Raw genomic sequence first — 20,345 nt, 5'->3', positions numbered from 1 at the left:
AGCCGAGAGGACAATGTCTTCTCTCGGTGTCGTTGACGCGGGGAGAAGGGTTTGCCGGGATATGGGTCGAGTGTTGCGGGTGGACACGGACCTGCTGCGAGCCCTGACCCCGGAACTGGCCGCCATCGCCGACGCGGCGCAGGGGGAACTCGCGCGCCTGAAGCACAGGCTCGCCGCGGAGGGCGAATGCTGGGGTGACGACGAACCGGGCCGGGTCTTCGGTGACAGCTACGAGCCCGCGGCCGAGAAGGGAGTCACCGGCTTCGAGAACCTGGTTCACAATCTGCGGGGTATGAGCAGCAGCGTCGCGGACAGCGGCGAAGCCCTGCAGGACCGAGACCAGAACCTCGGCTCCCAACTCCGTAACCAGGACCCGTTCCGCTCCGATCCGGTCGGCAGCGGCCCGTTCGACCAGCCGCGATGGCAGAGCGCGGCACCGTATCGACCCGTCTCCACACCGGAGGCCGCCGATCCGGATCCTGCCCGGGACGCAGCCACGCCCACCTCGGCGGACGACCCGGCCGGTGCGGCGAACAATCCCACCGCCGCGGCGGACGACCCGGCGGCTGCGCTGGGAAACGAGCAGACCGGCTACCAACCCGCGTCCAACCCGGCCGCGCCCGGTCGAACGAATCCCGGCGACTACAGTCCGACCGACGGTCCCGGGTCCACCGGGCAGCAGCCGTACCCCAACTCCAACCCGACGCCGTCGGTTCCGGACCGGGCGACGCCGATCGCGCGAGGCTCCGCGCCCGCCGCGCGAACCCCGGCGTCTCCCGCTCCTACCACCCCTTCGACCGCCGATCCAGCCCCATCGGCGGCACCCAAACCCGGCGCGCCCCAGCCCTCGGCCAGTCGGGGCACACCGGAAACCCGGTGGACGAGGCCACCTACCGAGTCACCGTGGATGCGAAACGCTCCCGGCACGCCGTGGTCGCGAGGTGCCGGTGGTCCGTCCCAGGGCCAGGCCTTTCCGCCGCGCCGCAAGGGTCCCCAGCCGAGCGAGGCGAAATCGGGGAAGCCGGGCAAGGACGCGAAACCGCGCAAGAAGCCGATACCGACGGAGGCGAAGCGCTCCTGGGTACGCACCGACCCGAGCGCAGTCGCCGCCGCACAGGAACTCGCCGCCCGCCACGGTCTCCGGATCACCGGATTCGACACCTCCGGCGTGCTGCGGCCAACTGTCGACCAGATCGCGGCGGCCATCGACGGCATCCTCGGCAAATATCCCTTCATCGAGCTGGCCGGGATCGAGATCACCGATCTGCGGGACGGCGGGGTGTCTCGCGTGGTGCTGGATCGCGCGGACGACGAGGAAAACGAAGAGATCACCGGCGGACGGATCCTGCTCGACCGAATGACGCTGGCGAATCCGGCGCTGCTGGCCGAAAAGGTCGAGACGGCGGTTCGATCGGGCGAGCGGGTAGCCGGATCGGCGGAACAGCCGATGTATTCGACCATCGTGCGCGACCTCGGCCGGATACTCGCAGCGGGAACCGCTCCTGGTGTCCGGCAGTCGGCGCACCGCTCGCTGCTGATGGAGTACCAGCGCATCAGCGGGCCGTGGGACCGCGAGGTCACGCTCGCCACGATCGTCCGCGGCTACCGGAAGTGGCGTGCCCAGCTGATCCGCGCCTGCTTCCGAGGCGACCGGTTCGACCCTCGGGCGGCGGTGGCAGAAGCTTTCGCCGAAGTCGAATTGCGTGGTGAGGGAGCCTGCGGGCCCGCGAAAGTACTGCATCGCCTGGTCGTCGAGCATGCCCGCGGGCGGTCGAGCGCCTGATGGTGGCCATTCCGGACTATTTCCCCGACTGGCTGACCACCATGGTGCTGGGGCACTTTCCGGAGGGGGATCCGGAGGCGATGCGACGCACCGCCGACGCGTGGTCGGACGCGGCGAACGCGCTCGTGCCGGTACTGCATCGGCTCGAAGCGGCGTTGGAGCAGTTGGACAAGGCGGTCGAGGGCGAGACCGGTACGGCGATGCGGGAGCAGTACCGCAAGATCATCGACCAGATCCAGGCGCAGATCGATTTCAACAACGCCATGGCCCGGCAGTTGTACGACAACGCGACGGCCATCGAGTACCAGCAGTACGTCATCATCGGCATCGCCGGAGCGCTGCTGGCTCAGGTGATCATCGACATGGCGATGCCCCCGCCCGGCAGCATCGTGAAGGCCGTCGCCGACCGCGCCGAGGCCAGGGCGGGGATGGAACTGGCCAAGCGCGACTTGGTGCTGTCCATGCTGGGCAAGGCGGCGCGGTTCGTCGCGGAGCACCCACGACTGATGCTGGCCACGAAGGGCGTGTTCTTCGGCACCGCGATCGGCGGCGGTGTCCCGTATGTCGCGCAGCGTGTGCAGATCGCGCAAGGCCACCGGGAGAAGGTGGATTGGCAGCAGGTCGGGATCGGAGCGGCGGCAGGCGCTGTCGGCGGTCTTATCGGTGTCGAGGTCGGGCGGCGCGTCGCACCCGGGGCGATCCGGGCGGGTGGGCGGGTGCTCGGCACCGTGGCCGCGGGCGGTGTGGGCGGTATGGCCGGTGGCCTGGCGGGTGGGCTGACCGCGTTCGGTTTGACGGGCGGCGAACTGCGCGGCAAAGACCTGGCCACCATGGTGTGGACGGGATTCGGCTCCGGTCTGGTCGGGTCGGTCGGGGCATCGGTGCGAGGCGTGCGGGCCGGGGCGTACACCGGTGCACCCGAACCGGTGTCGTCCGCGGATCCGGGTCGACCGCCCGACGCCGCGCCACCGGCCAGGGTTTCCGCGCCCGGGGACGGTCGGCCGCCCCAGACGCAGGCAGCGACTACCGAACCTGTTTCCACCACCAGTCAGGTGGACGCGCCGGGATCGAGACGTTCCGCAGGCGGCTTCGGCGACGGTTCCGCGGATTGGGACATGCCGGACGCGATCAGGGCGGAGGGCGATCAGATCCTCCGCGACCTTTTCAACGATCTTCCGGAGGGGCCGGAGCGCGACGCCCTCGTCGCGTTCCTGAGAGGTGACGGCCCGGGGCAGCTGCCGGACGGAAGCGGCGGAATCACATCATCCGGGAATGCGCCCGACCACCCATCGGGAGGACCATCGCACCCCTCGGCACCGTCTTCTCCTGGCCGCGGCGGCTCATGGCCTGCCTGGGGCAACACACCGGCCGCGCGCGCGGGCAGCTCGGTCGCGGTGGCCGCGCCTCCCGAATCCGGTCCGGCCACAACGATTCCGGCCCGTCAGTTCCAGATCAGCGATCCTCAGGTGCGTCCGGACCAGCAGGGCACCGATGTGCTCACCGAAGGGACCATCACACAGCCGGACATCCCCACCTTCGGCGCTGAAGTCCTCGATGGCAGCAGTACTTACACCGATCCTTTGATGATCGAGTACGGACCGGCCGGCGAGATGTACTTGGTGACACCGGAGCAGACCACCGGAAACGCCACAGCATCGCCTTCGGCTCACATCGGAACGGACAACGTCCTAGGGGACGTACAGTCGGCTCCGGATACCCCGCCCGCAGTGTCTGCCGGGACCGATACGCCCGACCTCAGCGCACAGGCCGGTGCGGCGATACCGAAAGCCGACTCCGCGCCGACGGGGCACACCGCCACCACACCCGAAGCGCACAGCCCCGTCGTCGCATCGAACGCAGTGAACTCGGCCGGCCCGGCAACGGCAACACCCGCAGCGGCCACGGCAACCCCGGTGGTCGCGGCAACACCCGCAGCGGCCACGGCAACCCCGGCGACCGCCACGGCACCGCCGGCGGCCACGGCAACCCCGGCGGCGACAAGCGGCACCTCGCACACCAGCGGACCGAAACCACCCACCGGCCCCACCCCGCCCAGCGGTTCGCAAAACACCGGCCCGCTCGCGGGCCCCACACCGAATGCCCACGGCCCTATCGCCCCCACGAGTGCGCAGGCAACATCGGCTTCGCCCGCCTCCCAGGTCTTCACCACACCATCGGCCCCCACCGCCGCAACCGGCCGACCGGGCGACGAACCCGACACCAGCCCAGAAGAATTCCCCACACCCCCGGGAACCGTCGTAGACCACCCCCGCGAGCACAACGTTCAAAAAGACCCCCGCGAGCACAGCGTCCAGCAAGACCCGCGCGACCACAGCGTCCAAAAGAAACCGGCTTCGGACTACGTCACCGTCCCTGGCGTCTCCTACCCGCTGGAGGACGAACCACCCGCCGACGCCATCCCCGTCATCCCGCGCCCACGCGCTTCGACTCCCCTACCCAACGATTCCGTCGGCTTGGGCCGCGCCTTCGAGAACCCGGACGACCCCGAGGGCACCCCGGACCCCACATCGCCACGCCAGCCGGACATCGCCAACCCCCTGTCGGATCGCCATCTCGCCGCGCCGGAAACTGATCTGGACGCCGGGCTGGGCGAAACACCCGACTCGGCGGCGATGGCGTCCCGGTACGCGACCGAACCGAACGCCGAAACACCGGGTGCTCCGCAGAAACCGGCTACCCCACGACTGAACCCGTATTCGCTCGAATACAACGAGGACCCCAGCCGTCTGCCCGCTATAGGCGGAGTACCGAGCCTCTCACCCGCCCCGCTATCGAAGAAGAGGGACGGAAAGCGCCTGGTCGCCCGAATGGGTGGCGAGCCGGACGACAAACCCGAACGCCGCAAAAAACAACCGCCACCGCCGCCTCCGCCACCGCCGGTAGAGGCGGCCGAGAGACCTGTCCCGACGCCGCCGCCGGACGTGCGTTCCGATGTGCAGAATTCCGCTGATCGTTCCGGTCACACACAGAAGCTGGGCCGGCCGGCGCAGGCCAAGGGCCGCGAGAGTCTCGGTCCAGCACACGATTTCACCAGGATAAAGGACGGGATCACCACCGCCTATCGGCAAACCGAGGGTGCAGGGGAGCTTCACCCGGTGAGCCAGGCGCTGGCGCGGATGAAACCGCTCGATCTTGTCCTTCTCAGCGAGCTGAGCCCGCTGGTGCGCAGACGCATCATCGACGTCGTATCCGCCGTGGAGAACGGTCAGGAACTCTCGCCCTTGCAGAGTGACGCGGTCAAGGCATTCATCCGGCTGTTGCCGATGGAGCCGCTCGATAGCACCGGGACGCTGACCGATATCGAGTTCACCGAGCTCCGATTGGTCGCGGAGGACAAATCACTCCGTGAGATCGGCGTATTGATCGGGTTGAAGGAGACTACGGTCCGGGCCCACCTGGTGCGCATCGAACGCAAGCTCGGCGCCGAGGATCGAGTGACAGCGGTGGTGGCGGCGATCCGCAGCGGCATCTTGCCGCGAACGCTCGAGGACGGCGCGGCTCGCGCCCGTTCGCCCCTTCCCGGGCTGACCCAGCGCGAGATCCAGGCTCTCGCTCTGGTCGCGGACGGCAGATCGAGCCCTGAGATCGCGGCGCAGCTCGACATCTCGGTGGCCGCGGTGAATTCTCTCGTGGAGCGCGCCGGTGAAATGCTCGGCTCCACCACCCGGGCCGGAATGGTTGCCGTGGCCGTCAGTACGGACGTCCTCTCTCGCAGCACACAAGAAGCTGATTCCGGCCGGGATCTTCCTGAACTGACTCCACGCGAGATCGACGTACTCTCTCTCGTCGCCGAAGGGAAGACCAGCGCCGAGATAGCCGACGACCTCGGACTGACACCGCAGACTGTGGAGTCCTATGCCTCCAGGATCAACCGAAAACTAGGCGTCGGCACCAGAGCCGGCTCGGTGGCAATCGCCATCCGCACCGGCGTCATTCCTCCGATCGAAGCGCGTGCGGCAGGCGGCACCGCCCGGCCCGAGCTGACGCCTCGGGAAAGAGAAGTGCTCGAGCTGGTCGCGAAAGGCGCGAACGACAACGAGATAGCCGCCGCTGTGGGCCTGACCCGACAGAGCGCGAAGACGTACGTCTCCAACATCAACCAGAAGTTCGGTACCCATCACCGCGCGGGGATGGTGGCTTTCGCACTGCGCACAGGCAATCTCCCGCTGGCGGATCCCGCCCCGGTCACCCGTGCCGAGCTGTCAACGGGTGGCGGTGCCCAGGGTGGACGACAGTCGACCCGACCGCACGGCGCAGTCGACAGCTACTACGACGCCGATCCGGCGGCCGCACTCGGGCTCTCTCCCAGAGATCATCCAGGCCCGATCGCGGCGCACGTACCCCGCGATGTGCCGCTCTGGGCGATGGGCTTCAACCGCGACCCCGACACCGGCGAGGAATGGGGCGACGCCTCGGACCAGAGCGGCCCCAGGCAGTCCCCGAGCGACGCCCACCGAGGTTCTGCGGTGCATTCTCGACCGGATCCGGACAATTCATCAGCGCGGAAGCCGCCTACCGATCGGTCGAACGCGTCGGCCGACCATACGGAGTCGGCGGCACAGCCGCGTCCGACTACTCCATGGAGCGGTCATCCCGACGCGGCGACTACGCCGCCGACCACCGAGGCCGCGCGAACCACACCGTGGAATCGTGCTGGAGAGAGCGAGCCAACCGAGGGCGGGTTCGCCCGCGGCAAACAACCCGATGCGAAAGATGCTGGGAGAGGCGGGGAGCGGGGACAGCCCGACGACCACGAGCCGCCCGGCAAGCCCGAGACGCCGAATCATGAATCGGCCGAGAACGAGACCTCGACTCCGAAACCGTCCTCGGCTCCCGACTTCCGCAACGCCGACTACGCCGATCTGCGCGCCTGGGCCGCCGGACTTTCCGACGCGGACGCGCGCCACCTGCTCGACCGTCTGCATGCCGATGCGACCGCCCACCTGGACGCGCTCGAGCGCGGCGCACCTCCGCCGGGAACGGAAGTGGTGGCAACCGCTCGGGCCTTGAGCGTCGTCATGTGGGAGCAGAGCCACCGGCTCAGCACGGAAACGCACGCCGGCCCGATCCACGATTACGCGACCCTGTTCGCCGTCAGCCGACAGCTGGCCGCTCAGCTCCCGACTGTCCGAAAGTTGTACGCGGCGGCCGACACCGTGTTCACCGTGGCCGGAGCGTTGGCGCTCGACACGCCCGGCTCGGCTGGCGCGCGCGGGTCCATCATGGTCGACGATTTCAACGTCATGCACAGCGTGCCAGAACATCTCGGCCGCTCGGTGGACAAGATCGAACGATCCTTCGGTTCCGTCCCGTGGTCGGCGGAGTCGTCACTTTCGCCACGGAGCGCGGCGGATCCGGAACACCGCGGACTCACCGCCGCCGCGGTTCAGCAGGTGCAAGGTTTGCGGCTGCATTTCGAAACGGTACGGGAGACCAGCGGAACGGACTGGTCGGAGTTCGTCGACGAGTATCTGACCTCGAGGTCCGAGCTCGGATTCGATTCCGAACTCGCCCGCGCCATGGCATCCCTGACGGAGGAAGCGGAAGCCTTCGCTAGTGCGCGAACCGGCTCGGAGCAGGAGTTCGCCGTCGCCGCGGCACCCTATCTGTCCGATCTGACCGCAGTGACGACCCATTATCTGACTCGATCCCGCGATACCGGACTGGCCTTCGACCTGCTTCACCAGGCCCGTCGCGCCTTCACCCGCGTCGCTGAGCGTCTGCCCCACTGGCAACCGGCGCAGCACGCCGCCCGAACGATGACATTGCTGTACGAAACCGTCACCGCTGCCCATCCGGAGCTGCCGATTCACGAATACGCGCGCATGATGCGTAGTTACGCGCTGATCTGGCTCGCCGAGCCGACTGGATTCCCCCGATCGCTCGACCAGACCTTGCGAGAGCTTCGCCGTCTGGGCACTCCGAGCACCACGGCGAACGCTCCGGATCTTGCCGTCGATGACAATGTGCCTCGTCGCATGATGTCCGCCTCGGAATTCGCCGCACGACTGGCCGAGGCCGAACGTTCCGGTCCACCTGTTCGCACCGCGCCCGCGCACATGTTCACGCAGAACAGCGTGACCGAACTGCTCACCTACCCCGACGGTTTCCTTGTGGTCGAGAAGAGCGCGCTGACGCGAAGCGCCCGCGCCGCAGAAATCCTGGCTTCCGCGGTCGGACATGCGATGGAGGCGCCGGTCCCGCCGGTGCTTCCGGTCGATGGCGACGACAGCGCCGTACGGATGCCGTGGCTGCCCGGTATCACCGTGCGGGGAACGATGGATGACCCTGGGGCCATCTCCGCTATGGAAGCCCTGCTCGGCCATCCGGACGCAGATCAGCTGGGTCTCCTCGATGTGGCGATCAACAACTGGGACCGGCAGATGAACTGGATGCGCGACCGGAATCGCTTGTACGGCTATGACCATGCGTTCGCGTTTCGCGCGCCGGTGGATCCCAGCTCGAGCCCCTTCTCACAGCCCTACGTCAGCGATGTGGTCGCTGAGAACTCCGAAGACCCGTACGTGTGGTTGCCCCACAACCGCAGCCGGTCGCAGATCGACAGATATCTGCGCGCCGTCGAGGGGCTGCTCCCGCTGTTCGAGGAGTACCAGTTCCCCGAATGGCATCCTGGCGTGGTCGCACGACTGCGCTGTGTCAGAGACCACGCCCGCGATTCTGCGTCCGCCGATCCGGGGCTCGCGGGAGCGGCACAGGCATCGACAACCGGCACGCCGACGACCGTTGAGTCCCCGGCTCCTGCGTTCGTGGGATCCGAAGCAGCCCGGACCGAAGCACTCTCCGAGGAGTTTGTGAATCCACCCTGTGTGGTAGGAGCATTCGCGGATGCCGAGGAACTCGGGTTCGACGTGCAGCAGCCGGTGGACGCGGATGGACCGGTTCCGGCGGCGGCGGTGTCCTGGCTGGCCGGAGCGCACCACGAGCGGTTCGATGGCGGTCTCGGTGAAGTCGCGCACTTCCTGGCCGATCTGGGGCCCGGGGCAGGGATGCTGGTGAATGCCCGCCCGGTCGGTGCGACGATCGGGCATCTCTTCCTGCTGTACAACGACGGTGAACAGATCTGGATACACGATCGGCAGGCAGTGGAGCCGAAGGCGGTGTTCGATCCGGAGAATCCCCCCTTCACAGCGCAAACCACCCATGCGCTGAGGTTGACCCGCCGGGGTGGTCGCAGCACGTTGGCGTCTCGACAGTGGCAACTGGGCGAAGACATCGTTCCCGGCGATCCGGATATGACCCGCGGGCGGGCCCTACGACCCGTCGATGCCGGTGCGCTACCGCCCGACGACGACGTCGACGAACCGTCGGCCGTCGCGCCGCCGATCCCGCGCACGACTACAGAACCTCCGGGCACGACCAACCCACCGGCTTCTGAGAACCACCAGAGCCGGCCTCCGATGTCCGAGCACGAGCCGACCGACTCACCCGAGCGGCCTGGAACACAACGCGCTACGAAGCACGTCGGCCTGATCGGGCAGGCAAGCGTCCCTTCCTGGGACGACATCGACGGCGCCGGCGCACTCGCGGACGGTGGCCCCTCGGACCTCGCGAAACGGCAACAGATGCGCGGGCGGCGACAGGAACTCGGTGAACTCCACATCGATGGTGGTGGTTGGGTTTCCGGGGGATGGCAACAGCGCGGACTCGATCCGGACGAGGCTGCCGTTGCCGCGGTACGAGAGCTGCCTGCGACTGCGGGACATTCGAATCCGGATCTGACGCTGGAATTCTTTCCGCTCTACGCATCCGACGGTCTGCGCACCGAGGAGGACTTGGAGGCGGTCGCGACGGCGGTCGCTGACATGATGCGCGAGTGCGGCTGGCGAGATCGGGATCAGATCGAAGCCGCATCCGAGTTGGTGCGCGGTGCGGGGCGCAACGCCATGACGTACATGGAGCGGTACACCCGCGCACTGCAACGGTCTGGCGTCGAATGGTACGAGGAACAGACGGCCGTGCAGGACATGAAGGCTCGGCTCATGCTGCGGATGTCCACGCAGGCCGATGCCCGATCGCTCTGCGTGTCGTTCGACGTGGACCAATACCGTCCTGAGCGATCTCCCGACATCCGAATGTTCACGTGGCACGCGCCGCTGTTCAGCCATGCGGAGGTGGGAGCCGAGGTGCGGGGGCTGCTCGACTCTGCCACCGTGTCGGGTGTCGAGCAGTGGGGCGAGGTCTGGGCCCGATTCGACGAGCCGCGACCGGAATCGAGCGGCGACAGCTTCATCGAGCCGCCGCCCCGAGGAGATCTCGACACGAAGACTCGTATCGTTCGGAAACTGTTCGACGATCACCGCATCCGTTTCTCGGGCTGGGAGGATCCGGTTGTCACAGTGCAAGCCGTCGAATCCGTCGACCGTGCGCTGCGCGATCGGATCGCGGAACACGGCAGCCGCTTCGCTCTGCGGTACTTCGTGTTCGACGACGAGATCGAGGGCTTCGGCCTGACCCAGAGTTTCGGTACCACGACTCCCGACACCAAGGATTACTACGTAACTGTCACGCTCAACAAGAAGATCTTCACCGATCCGGAGTTCGCACAGGCGTGGGCGGATCAGGTCGCCGACCACCGCTGGGCGCAGTCGGCCGAGGACATGATCTACCAGGTGACACACCATGAGTTCATCCACGTCGTAGCGGACGAGGGTAATTGGGCGCTCCACGACCTCGCGCCGGCGATGTTGCGAGCGGCCCATGAGCTCTACCGACAACTCGATCTGATACCGGCCGATGTCGGGTACACCGAGTGGCTTGCGCTGCTCCCCCACTACTCGCTGCTGTCGTTCTCGCACCCCGTGACGGATACCTTCGACCCGATCGAGGGTGTGGCGGAAGGGGCGAGGGCCGGCGCGGTCGAGTCATGCTTGCCGTTGACCGATCCGGCGCGAGTGCTGCATTGGCTGACAGTGACACGTGACGGATCGTCGCCGGCAGAGTTCTTGGCGCGATGGGCACAGCGACAAGCATCCGGCGATCCGGATATATCGCTGCTCGTGCAGGACTTCTGTGACGTCACCGGCCGCAATGACATCGCGATACCGTCCAGTCCCCGTCCGGGGGATACGACAGTCGATGTCCTGGCGGCCGCGACCGGCGGGCAGCCGCAGCACTTCGCCCATGCCGGTGAGATCGAGGCACGGTTACGGGCGTGGGACGAGTCGCCGGACAATCGAGACGGTGTCTCGGCACTGGTCGTCCCGCCGGAAGGAGATCCCTACCTGCTGGTGCGCCGCCTCTCCTCGGACGGGACCACGCGGATCGAGCTGCGAAACCCGGTCGAGGGTGTGCTGCGTGCCAATCACGTCCGGTCCACGCGATCGCCGGCACCGCTCGGCGCGCAGGCGATGTTCTTCGATGAGACCGGCGCGCCGATCCCGGGTCCCCTCAGCCCAGTTGGCCGCTCCGCGCCGCACACCTACGCGGTCGAGGTCGAAAGTGGACATGTCGACCCGCACGTCGACCCCGCTGTAGCAGCCGGTCTCGCCCCCGAGCGCTTCCGGCACGTCGCAGGGGTGCGCAGGTCTGGGATCATTCCCAAGGACGCCCATCTCGCGTTCCACCACAACCCCGAAAACGGCCAGGAGTGGGGTGAACACGAACCGGCTCCACGCCCCGGACAGCCAAGTGCCCGCGAGAGCACCGGCGGCGGCATTCGCATAACTCCCGCCGGCCTGATCGTGCCCGCCGACCCGACCAACCGCTTGATCGTGCCTGCCGCGCATGTGCTGCCCGCCGATCCCTCTCTGGAAGAACTCATGGAGCGGCTGCGCCCGTGGAAGGAGATCTTTTCCTACTTCTGGGAATTCCCGCTGCCCCGGGAAGGTGAGCCGTCCGGCCGCGAATGGATCGAAAGCAGCGAGCGAAAAGCTTGGATGAGGAGGCGGGCGATTCGACGGACCCCGCTCTATGCGGGGGTCGACGCGGCCGTACGGTTGACTCTCGGAGCCGAGAGACTGCTGAAGGCGCCCAATGCGACTCCTGGACCCGCGACGATCCAGCAACGACGGGTGATTCCGGGTCGTGGGGAAACAGATGCCGAGAAGAAGCGGACGATGCACCCCGACGCGAAGGTACGCGAGGCGAATCGCGCCGACGTCGAGGAGATGACGGCCTTCGAGAAGTTCTGGAGGAAAGTGTCCGGGGACGAGCTGCCCCAGACCAAGCAGATTCGCCGGGGAGAAATGGCCTACGTCGGAGGTCGTCTGCTCCGCGCAGAGGGGCACAACCTCATGGTGGCGGGTCGTTATGCCGAGGGCTACCACCTCATGGTGGCGGGACGTGATCCCGTCCTCACTCCCGAGGAGTACGCGTTGTGGCTGATGTTCAGCCACGACGCACTGTGGACCGTGCACTATCCCGGCTGCCGAGAGCTGGAACCGCAATCGCCCGACTTCCTGCTCACGCGCTACCTGACGGTTGCCATCTTCGACAAGATCGCCTCCAAGCCGCTCGAGGTCCAGTACTTGGATGATGTCGTCCGTCCGTACTTGCGCCGTCAGGGTGTCGCAGCCGGCCGGGTATTGCTCCACGAACTATCCCATCACCTGCCGAATTCATGCCGCTCCACGATGGAGCAGCTCGGGGTGTGGGCACTCAGAGGCCTGGGCCGAAAGGTAGGGGCCGAAATCGAGGAGCACCTGGACAACTGTGCGGCCTGCCGGAACTCCGCTGCGACTCTTCCCGCAGTGGACAGCAGCCTGGGCGGCCGCAAGCTGCTCGTTCCGCCGGGCCCCGCCGGAGACGGCGCCACTCGGTTCCCCCCTACCGCACCAGCGCAGACCGCACCTACGACTGGCGCCCGCACGCCCGCACCACGGGCTGGGACGTCAACGGACCACGCCCAAGCCGCCCCCGCGCAGCAACTCGACGAGCGCGCGGCTCGAGACGACGAGGTCGGTGACGGTGACGCCAGGCGCGGCGGCACTCCCGCACGACCACCCGAGGGCGTACTCCGGGGCGGTAGCCGTCCCGCGCCCACGGTCGATCCGCGAGAAGGGGTGCACGGCCCGAGCACCGTCGGGCGAGCGCAAGCAGTCCGTCCGGGCGCCTATCCGCAGGCCGCGTTCGATCCGGCTGTCGCGCTGGATGTTCCGCCGCACCGTGCCCGTGGTCTCGATGGACTCGGCTTCGATCCGCCACAGGCGGTGGCGAATCACCTCGGCGGCGTGCCGCGGGGATTGCCCGAGGGCGTGGTGGCCCATGCCGCGAATGCGGACGACACGCACGGCGCCCTCGGCGGTGGACGAAGAGAAGCCGAGCGAATCGCCAGCGCTGCGCTGTCGACCTTTCGGGTCGAGGCCACATTCGACAACCTGTGGAATTGGGCCGCACGCCTCTCCGATGACTCCCTCCACCACCTGCTGACCGGCTTCACCGACCGGGTCGCCGGACAGCTGTCGGCCATTCATCGCGGCAAACCGCCATCGGTGACCGACCGCGTGACCAACCCGGCACGCTTACTGGGCGCGATCGTGGCGGAAGCGGCCCGCCGCTTCGGCGACAGCGTTCCTACCAACACGCCGACCACCTACCGGGATTTGCTCGCGCTCGGGTCCTGGCTGCGGGCGAACCGAAGCACCGTCGCCGACCTGCACGCCGGCATGACCGCCGTGCTCGACGCCGCGTTCGCGGTAAGCCGTACGGCCGCAGGGCACCGCTGGTCGGTGGATGCCATGCATCACACGGTCCCGGCGCATGTCCAGGAGGTAGCACGCCATATCGAAGAAGCCGGGCGGCACCGCATCTGGTCTGAGGAGGATGCATTCCCGCCGGATGGCGCCCTCGATGCGGAACATGTGCGGCTTGTGCAGTCCGTCGTGCTGGACGACGTGCGCACCCCGACGATGGCTCAGATGGTCGCGCGGTGGGCCGATGTCATGGACACGCTGCTACGGTTGCGATCCAGCGAGGACTTCTCGCCGAGGTACGCCACGATCTTCGAGTCGCTGCCCATCCACGCCCTTGCGCTCGATCGGGCGCGAACCGGCTCCGACCGGCTGTTCGCCGCGACGGCAGCGACTGCTCTGCCGCATCTGCTCGATGCGGCGTTCTACCTGCTCCCCACCAGCAACTCCGCCTTGGGACTGGACTACCTGCGTCAGATCGACGACCTGCTGAACGAGGCCACCACTCGCTTCGCGAACCACATTGCCATCTACTCGCTCCAGGAAGCCGCCGACGACATACACAGGCTCTACGAAGAAATCATCGCCGCGGACTCCCGCCGATCGCACGAGGTGCGGGCGCGGCGCATTCACGACGCGCTATCGGACTTCTTCGGCATCGGATCGGAGCCGCACCTACACCGGACATTTCATTGGGCAGTGCGGGCGCTGTGGGGACTGGGTAGTCAGCATCCGGGGATCGAATACGCGACTCGGGAGCACCGGCTGGACCCCGTCCTGCCGTGGGACTGGGATATCACCGATGACGAGCGTGCCCTCGCCGCAACCGCAGCGGACTTGCTGCACAGCCTCTGGGGACCGGAAGTCGGCATCTCGTCATTGCTACGCCACAGCGATTCCCCGGATCTGTTCGAGGACACCTTCGACAGCGTCTCGAAGAACATGCGTTGGTGGATGAAGCTGGGAAGGTGGATGAAGCTGGGAAGATGGACCGGCGGGCACACAACGATCGGTTCCCTGCTGGCGGGAGCCACGGACTTCTCGGTGTCGCAGATGCAGTTGGCGGTGCTGAGACAGTATCCCCACATCATCGGAGCCGCCGCAGGCATCGAATACCGGGCGCGGGATCTGGCGAATCGGCTATCGCTCGCCCGCGATCTCGAATCCCCCGGGCTCGCCCCCGAAATCCGGCATCAGCTCGCCGCGCTGCGCGAGCAACTGGCAGAGGTCAGACACCGCGCCTTCGGGCTCCGCAGCCCCGGCTCCGGTCCGGCACCAGTGCTGCTGATCTCCTACGATCCCATCGCCGAAGGCGGCACCGGCAGAGCTGTCATCTCGATCGGCGAAGCCGACAGCGCATCCTTCATGGCGTTCAACGTCACCGGAACCGACACGCTCATCACCGGTCCGTCGAACTGGTCGGATATCGCCTGCCGGCAGTACGAGGAAGCGCAGCGGCATGCGCCCCCCGACGCCCGCGTAGCGATCATGTTCACCGTCGGCTTACCGGGTGGGAGCGGTGCACCTACGCACGCCGCAGGGCCGGACACCATGCCGATGGACAACGTCATCGAAGCCCGAGACGTAGCCGGGGAGATCGTGGCGAGAGAACTCATGACCTACGACGCAACCCGCGAATTGGCCCTCGACAGCCGCGACGAGAGTTGGTCGCGAATGGTACGGCTATCCACCGCGATCGGGCACGGCGACGGTATCGGTGTGCTGCGCGCGGCCGCTAATACCTTGTGGCTCGATCGAGCTGTGGACCAGATCGTTCTCGCTCCTGGTTCGGCCGACGACCGGCTACCCACCGCCAGTCAGCTCGATATCGGCACCGAGCATGTGTACACGCTCAATCCCCACCGCGACCGGAACGGCGATCCGAACACCATCGGACTGATCATGGTCGGACGCGGCGCCGATATCGAATCCGCACCCGACGCCGAAAGCCGCTCAGCCGCTCCGCTGATCGAGACGCCCACGACCGTCCGCGATCTCGCTCAGCTGCTCTCCGCGCACGAATACCGCCCCCTCGAGGGCAGCCGGGGATACGCCATGACTCACGACGAGGGCCTGACGGTGTACCGAGCAGCACAACCACTGCTCCAGGACGCCCTGACGGGAACCTACAACACGACCGTCCTCCTCGAAGACCTCGGTTTAGTCCTGCGCATCGGTCGACCTGATACCGACAGCTACGATCCACGTTTCGGACCTGAGCACAGAACCCTCCCGGTCATCTCCCGATACGTGCGGAACGCACCTCAACTACTGAAAGTCCTCACCGGCCGCATGCCGGACGGGCGCGTCATCGACGAATCGGCGCCGATTCTGATCGAAAGGCTCGCGCGGGGACAGAATCTCGCCGAGACGTTCCGGCGAGCCGACCGGCGAACGATCCGGTCCCATCAGGGTCTGATACTGCGGACCTTCGCGAGCATCCACGAGCAGCTGCGCGCGATGCCGGAGGACCATCCGCTGCTGGATCAACTGACCCCACCAGGCGTCGCCAAGGGCGACACCGGCGGGTGGTACCTGAATCATATCGATTGGTACACCGAGAATTTCTATCGACGGCACCTCGATCGCTTCGGTCACCTGTTCGAGGAGTTCGGCCTGCTCCGCGGCAATCCTTTCGAACCGCTGATCGATGAGGCTCGATCGATGCGGGAGTCCCGCCACCACATCCTGCATGCCGACCCGAACGAGGGAAACTTCCTCATCAGTAACGAGCTACGCGTGACCCTGCTCGACTGGGAACTCGCCGTCAACGGTCCGAGCGCCTACGACTGGGCCCGGCTGGGCCATCTCATTCCAGGGATCGAGGTGCCTCGTGAACTCGGCGGCCCCGACATGGTCAAATTTGCCCGGCTCGAGAAGTTCAAGCGGGTCATGAACGACACCGTCAAGCTGGCGCCGCTGGCTGCCGCCGGACAACTCACCCCGCAACTGATCGAATTCATCGACACCGAATTCAGCGAGGCCGTGATCCAGGTGCGTCAGCTATCCGGTCACACCGATCTGCTGCCGCCACGGGCGGAACTCGAAATTCTCCGGTCATGGCGACCGTGAAAGACCGCAGCCGGCACTGCTCACTCCGCGGTGTGCGGCGAGATCAGTGACTGGATATCGATACGGAGGACGACGTGGTAGACGCCCCCGGTGGGCTGACCAGAGAACACCCACTCGCTCGTGCGCTGGCGACGCACGCGCCGACCGGGTGGGAGCGGGTGGACGCGGTGTTCGCGGTCACGGTGGTGGGTGAGATCGCCCAACTCGTGTATTCCGTCGGCCGGCAGGCGGTGTCGGTAGACCCGCCGGAGCCGGTGCTCGCCATCGTCCGGGAGCACCGTGCGATCGCGGCCTGCTCCGGGGCGGACCCGTGGTGGCGGATGATGATCGCGATGACGAGTTCCGGCCGGATCGAGGTCGCCTACGACTACGGCGACGAACCCTTCCCGGACGGTCAGCTGTTCGTGCCCGAGGCGTATCGCGCCGATCTCGAGGCGTATCCGCGCGAAAAGGTGCCGGTGTGGCTGGCCGCCTACATCGGGCATGGCGACCGGCAGGGGCGCACTCCACAGCAGGCCGCCGCCCAGGCCCGTGCCGACCGGGCGCAACAGGTGTGGGCGGTACTCGCGGAGAACGAGTTCCCCCCATTCCCGCAGATGTGGGCCCGATGGACCACGATCGCCGCGGCTTTTGTGGCGGCGAAGTCGGAATGGGGTCCGCGCATGCTGCCCTGGGTCGGGGTGTTCGAAGGCACTGCGCGCGGCGGCTCCACGTTGCACGCGCTTCCGGCCGGACGCGCCGTGTTGTCCGGTGGCGTCTGGAACGCGCCGACCCTCGACGCTGTGTACAACGCCGGCGCACCGATGCCCGAGCTGTACGGCGGCGCGCCGGACTGGGTGGCCGACCCCGTCTTGAATCCGCGGGCCGCTTCCGGCCTGCTGTCGTTCTGCTACTGGTGGGAAGCGGGGCGGTGGTACCGCGGGCAGTCGCCGTCGGCCCAGGAGTGCGCGCCCGCGGTGCCGGGCGTCTGGACGCGCGAAACGGCGATGAAGGTCGTGGCCGGGGTGCTCGGAGACCGTCCGGGCGCGGACGCGATGGAGGCGATAGGAGCGTTGTTGTCCGCCGCCGAGGCGGGGAGGGTGACACGAGCCACGCTGGCCGCCGTCTTCGGCGACGACGGCCGCTTCGACATCGATGGCGCGCTCTATCAGTTCTCGGTGGCCGGGCTGCAGTCCACGGTGCCCGAGCCGATGCCCGCCGAAGCGGCGATCAGCCGGGTCCGGGACTACGTCACCGGACGGCAGCTGGACACCACCGGGTATCCGCTGTCGCGGCTGACCGCCGAGCGCTTCCGCTTCGGCTGGATGGTGCACGTGCCCGCGCGCGAGAACCCGCGGTCGGACCGGGCGATCTTCTATATCGCCGACGACGGCGAGTTCGCGCACTCGTCCTCGGCCGTCGATCAGGCGCGCTTCATCGCCGCGTTCGAACAGCGCTTCCTCGACCGCCACGGCCCGGTGAACTGATGGTTCGCTACCAAGCTGTATCCGATTTCTGAGCAGTGTTGTCGGAGGTTGCCGCACGCGCGGTGCGACACTCGGGTGAATGGCCGCTCGCCGCCCGGCACCCCGAGGAGGAAGGTCGATCATGTCGCTGGAAGCCAACAAGGCGCTGGTCCGCCGGTTCTATCAGGAAATCGACGCGGGGAACGTCGACGCCATGGACGAAATCGTCGCGGAGGATTACATCGATCACTCGCCGCCGCCCTTTCCCGGCCTCGCCCCGGGTCGGGAGGGCCTCAAACAGGCGTTCCGCATGTTCTGGGACGCCACTCCAGGACGGCACGTGATCGAGGATCAGCTCGCGGAAGGCGACCGGGTCGTCACCCGGCTCACCGCGTACGGCCGGCATACCGGCGACCTGCCGGGGATACCGGCGACCGGGAACGAATTGACGATGACCGGCACGGCGATCCACCGGATCGCGGACGGCAAGATCGCGGAGAAGTGGTCCGACAAGGACGTGCTCGGATTTTTGCAGCAACTGGGCGTACTGCCCGCTGTGGGAGGACACTGACGCGCCCGGACATGGGTCACCAGCGATTCGAAACACAGAAATAGGGAAAGCCGCGTATCAGAATGAACCTGAAACACGGCTTCCCGTCTGTGGGCGAAGGGGGACTTGAACCCCCACGTCCCGAAGGACACTGGCACCTGAAGCCAGCGCGTCTGCCATTCCGCCACTCGCCCGAGCGACTGGGAGACAGTATCACGGCCCCGCGCCGGATACGAAATCGCCATTTCAGAGGCCTGACTGGGGGGCTGAACGGGCCCGGGAACCTGGGGCCGTCGCCAAGAGTTACAGGTGTGGACGATCGTGGATATCATGCAATGAACGTGGTCGATTAGCGACACGCCATACACGCGTGTCGTTGTTACGAATCAGGAAGAGACGCGCACCGAAGGGAGGCCGAGATGGGCATCGTTTCGCGATTCGAGCGTCGCCTGCAAGGCGCCGTCGGTGACGTGTTCGCCCGAGTGTTCGGCGGCAGTGTCGTACCCCAGGAGGTGGAGGCGGCGCTGCAACGCGAGGCCGCCGACCACGTCCAGGACCTGGGCGGCGGGCATCTGCTTGCGCCCAACAGCTATGTGATCACGATCAACTCCTCCGATCACCAGCAGTTGGATGCCGACCACGACCTCACCACCCGCGCGTTCGCCAAACACCTCCAGGACTACATCCGCGACCAAGGCTGGCAGACCTACGGCGAAGTACACGTGGCGTTCGAGGCATCACCTACGCTGCACACCGGACAGTTCAGGGCGAGTGGCCGCGTCGATCCCGACGTCGGACACAGAGCCAGCGCGGCTCGCGGCCCCGAATCACCGCCACAACGACCTGCAAACCCGCAACCAGGAGCTGGCCCCATGACGCAGAACTCAGGCTACGACCCGAGCCGTGAGCCCGCGGAGTCCGATCCACGCAACCGCGGGTACGCTCCACCGCCTGCCGGTCGCGGCGGTCCGCAGAACGGCGCGTACCGCGACGACTACGGCCGCGGCGGCGCGTACGGGGCGGATTACCAGGCTCCGGACGCGCAGCAGGGTTACGGCGACTACCAGAACGGCTACGACTACCCGCAGGGTGGCCAGGGCTACGGCCAGCAGGGCGGCTACGGCGAGTCCGGCTACGGCCAGCAGGGCGGCTACGCCGACCGCGGCTACGGCCAGCAAGGCTACGGCGAGCCGGGTTACGGCCAGCCAGGCTACGGCGAGCCGGGTTACGGCCAGCAGGGCTATGCCGACCAAGGCTACGGCCAGCCGGGCTACAGCGAATCCGGCTACGGCCAGCAGGGCTACGCCGACCAGGGTTACGGCCAGCAGGGCTACGGTCAGCCCGGGTACGGCCAGTCCGGATACACCGACCCGGGCTACGGCGATCAGAACTACGCCGACCAGGGCGGCTACGGCCAGGAAGAGCAGGGCGGCTACGGCCAGGCATACTCCCAGCAACCGGGGTACGGCGCGCCGCAGGGCTACGCGGGCGGAGCAGGCTACGGCGCCGCGCCGCAGGCAGGTTCGGGCTATTCGGCGACCCTCCAGCTGGACGACGGCAGCGGCCGGACTTACCAGCTGCGGGAAGGCAGCAACATCATCGGCCGCGGCCAGGACGCGCACTTCCGCCTGCCCGACACGGGCGTCTCGCGCAGGCACATCGAGGTGCGCTGGGACGGCCAGACCGCGATGTTGTCCGACCTCGGCTCCACCAACGGCACCCTGGTGAACGGTTCCCCCGTGCAGGATTGGCAGCTCGCCGACGGCGACGTCATCCGTGCCGGGCACTCCGAGATCCTGATCCGCATCGTCTGATCCCGTAAGCTC

Annotated in this window: 5 protein-coding genes and 1 tRNA gene; 5 read left to right on the top strand and 1 reads right to left on the bottom strand. The window is 67.3% G+C overall.

Annotated features, from left to right (window positions below; translation table 11 throughout):
• Positions 1-61 precede the first annotated feature (61 nt).
• The 4 genes from ABZ552_RS02590 to ABZ552_RS02575 all read left to right on the top strand — a co-directional run bounded on the left by ABZ552_RS02590 (position 62) and on the right by ABZ552_RS02575 (position 18,540).
• Positions 62-1,783, top strand: coding sequence for a hypothetical protein (locus ABZ552_RS02590; RefSeq protein ID WP_357435293.1), 1,722 nt, complete (start codon positions 62-64; stop codon positions 1,781-1,783).
• A complete protein-coding gene (locus ABZ552_RS02585; protein WP_357435291.1) occupies positions 1,783-16,524 on the top strand; it encodes a LuxR C-terminal-related transcriptional regulator in 14,742 nt (4,913 codons plus the stop codon). The genes ABZ552_RS02590 and ABZ552_RS02585 overlap by 1 nt, the downstream gene beginning before the upstream one ends.
• A 74-nt stretch (positions 16,525-16,598) precedes the next feature.
• Positions 16,599-17,990, top strand: a complete 1,392-nt coding sequence (locus tag ABZ552_RS02580; RefSeq protein WP_357435289.1) for a hypothetical protein — start codon at positions 16,599-16,601, stop codon at positions 17,988-17,990.
• A gap of 121 nt (positions 17,991-18,111) precedes the next feature.
• Positions 18,112-18,540, top strand: a complete 429-nt coding sequence (locus ABZ552_RS02575; protein WP_281876561.1) for an ester cyclase — start codon at positions 18,112-18,114, stop codon at positions 18,538-18,540.
• A 90-nt stretch (positions 18,541-18,630) separates the two neighbouring features.
• Here the strand turns inward: ABZ552_RS02575 and ABZ552_RS02570 are convergent.
• Positions 18,631-18,713, bottom strand: a tRNA-Leu gene (locus ABZ552_RS02570).
• Between the two features lie 225 nt (positions 18,714-18,938).
• On the opposite strand from ABZ552_RS02570, the gene ABZ552_RS02565 reads away from it, so the two are divergent.
• Positions 18,939-20,333 carry an FhaA domain-containing protein gene (locus ABZ552_RS02565; RefSeq protein WP_357435287.1) on the top strand — a complete coding sequence of 465 codons (1,395 nt, stop codon included), beginning with the start codon at positions 18,939-18,941 and terminating at the stop codon, positions 20,331-20,333.
• Positions 20,334-20,345 lie beyond the last annotated feature (12 nt).

It is taken from the genome of Nocardia sp. NPDC019219 (assembly GCF_040632645.1).
Lineage (GTDB): Bacteria > Actinomycetota > Actinomycetes > Mycobacteriales > Mycobacteriaceae > Nocardia > Nocardia sputorum.
The sequence above is the reverse complement of the archived record's forward strand: the minus strand, read 5'-3'. Positions and strand labels throughout refer to the sequence as shown.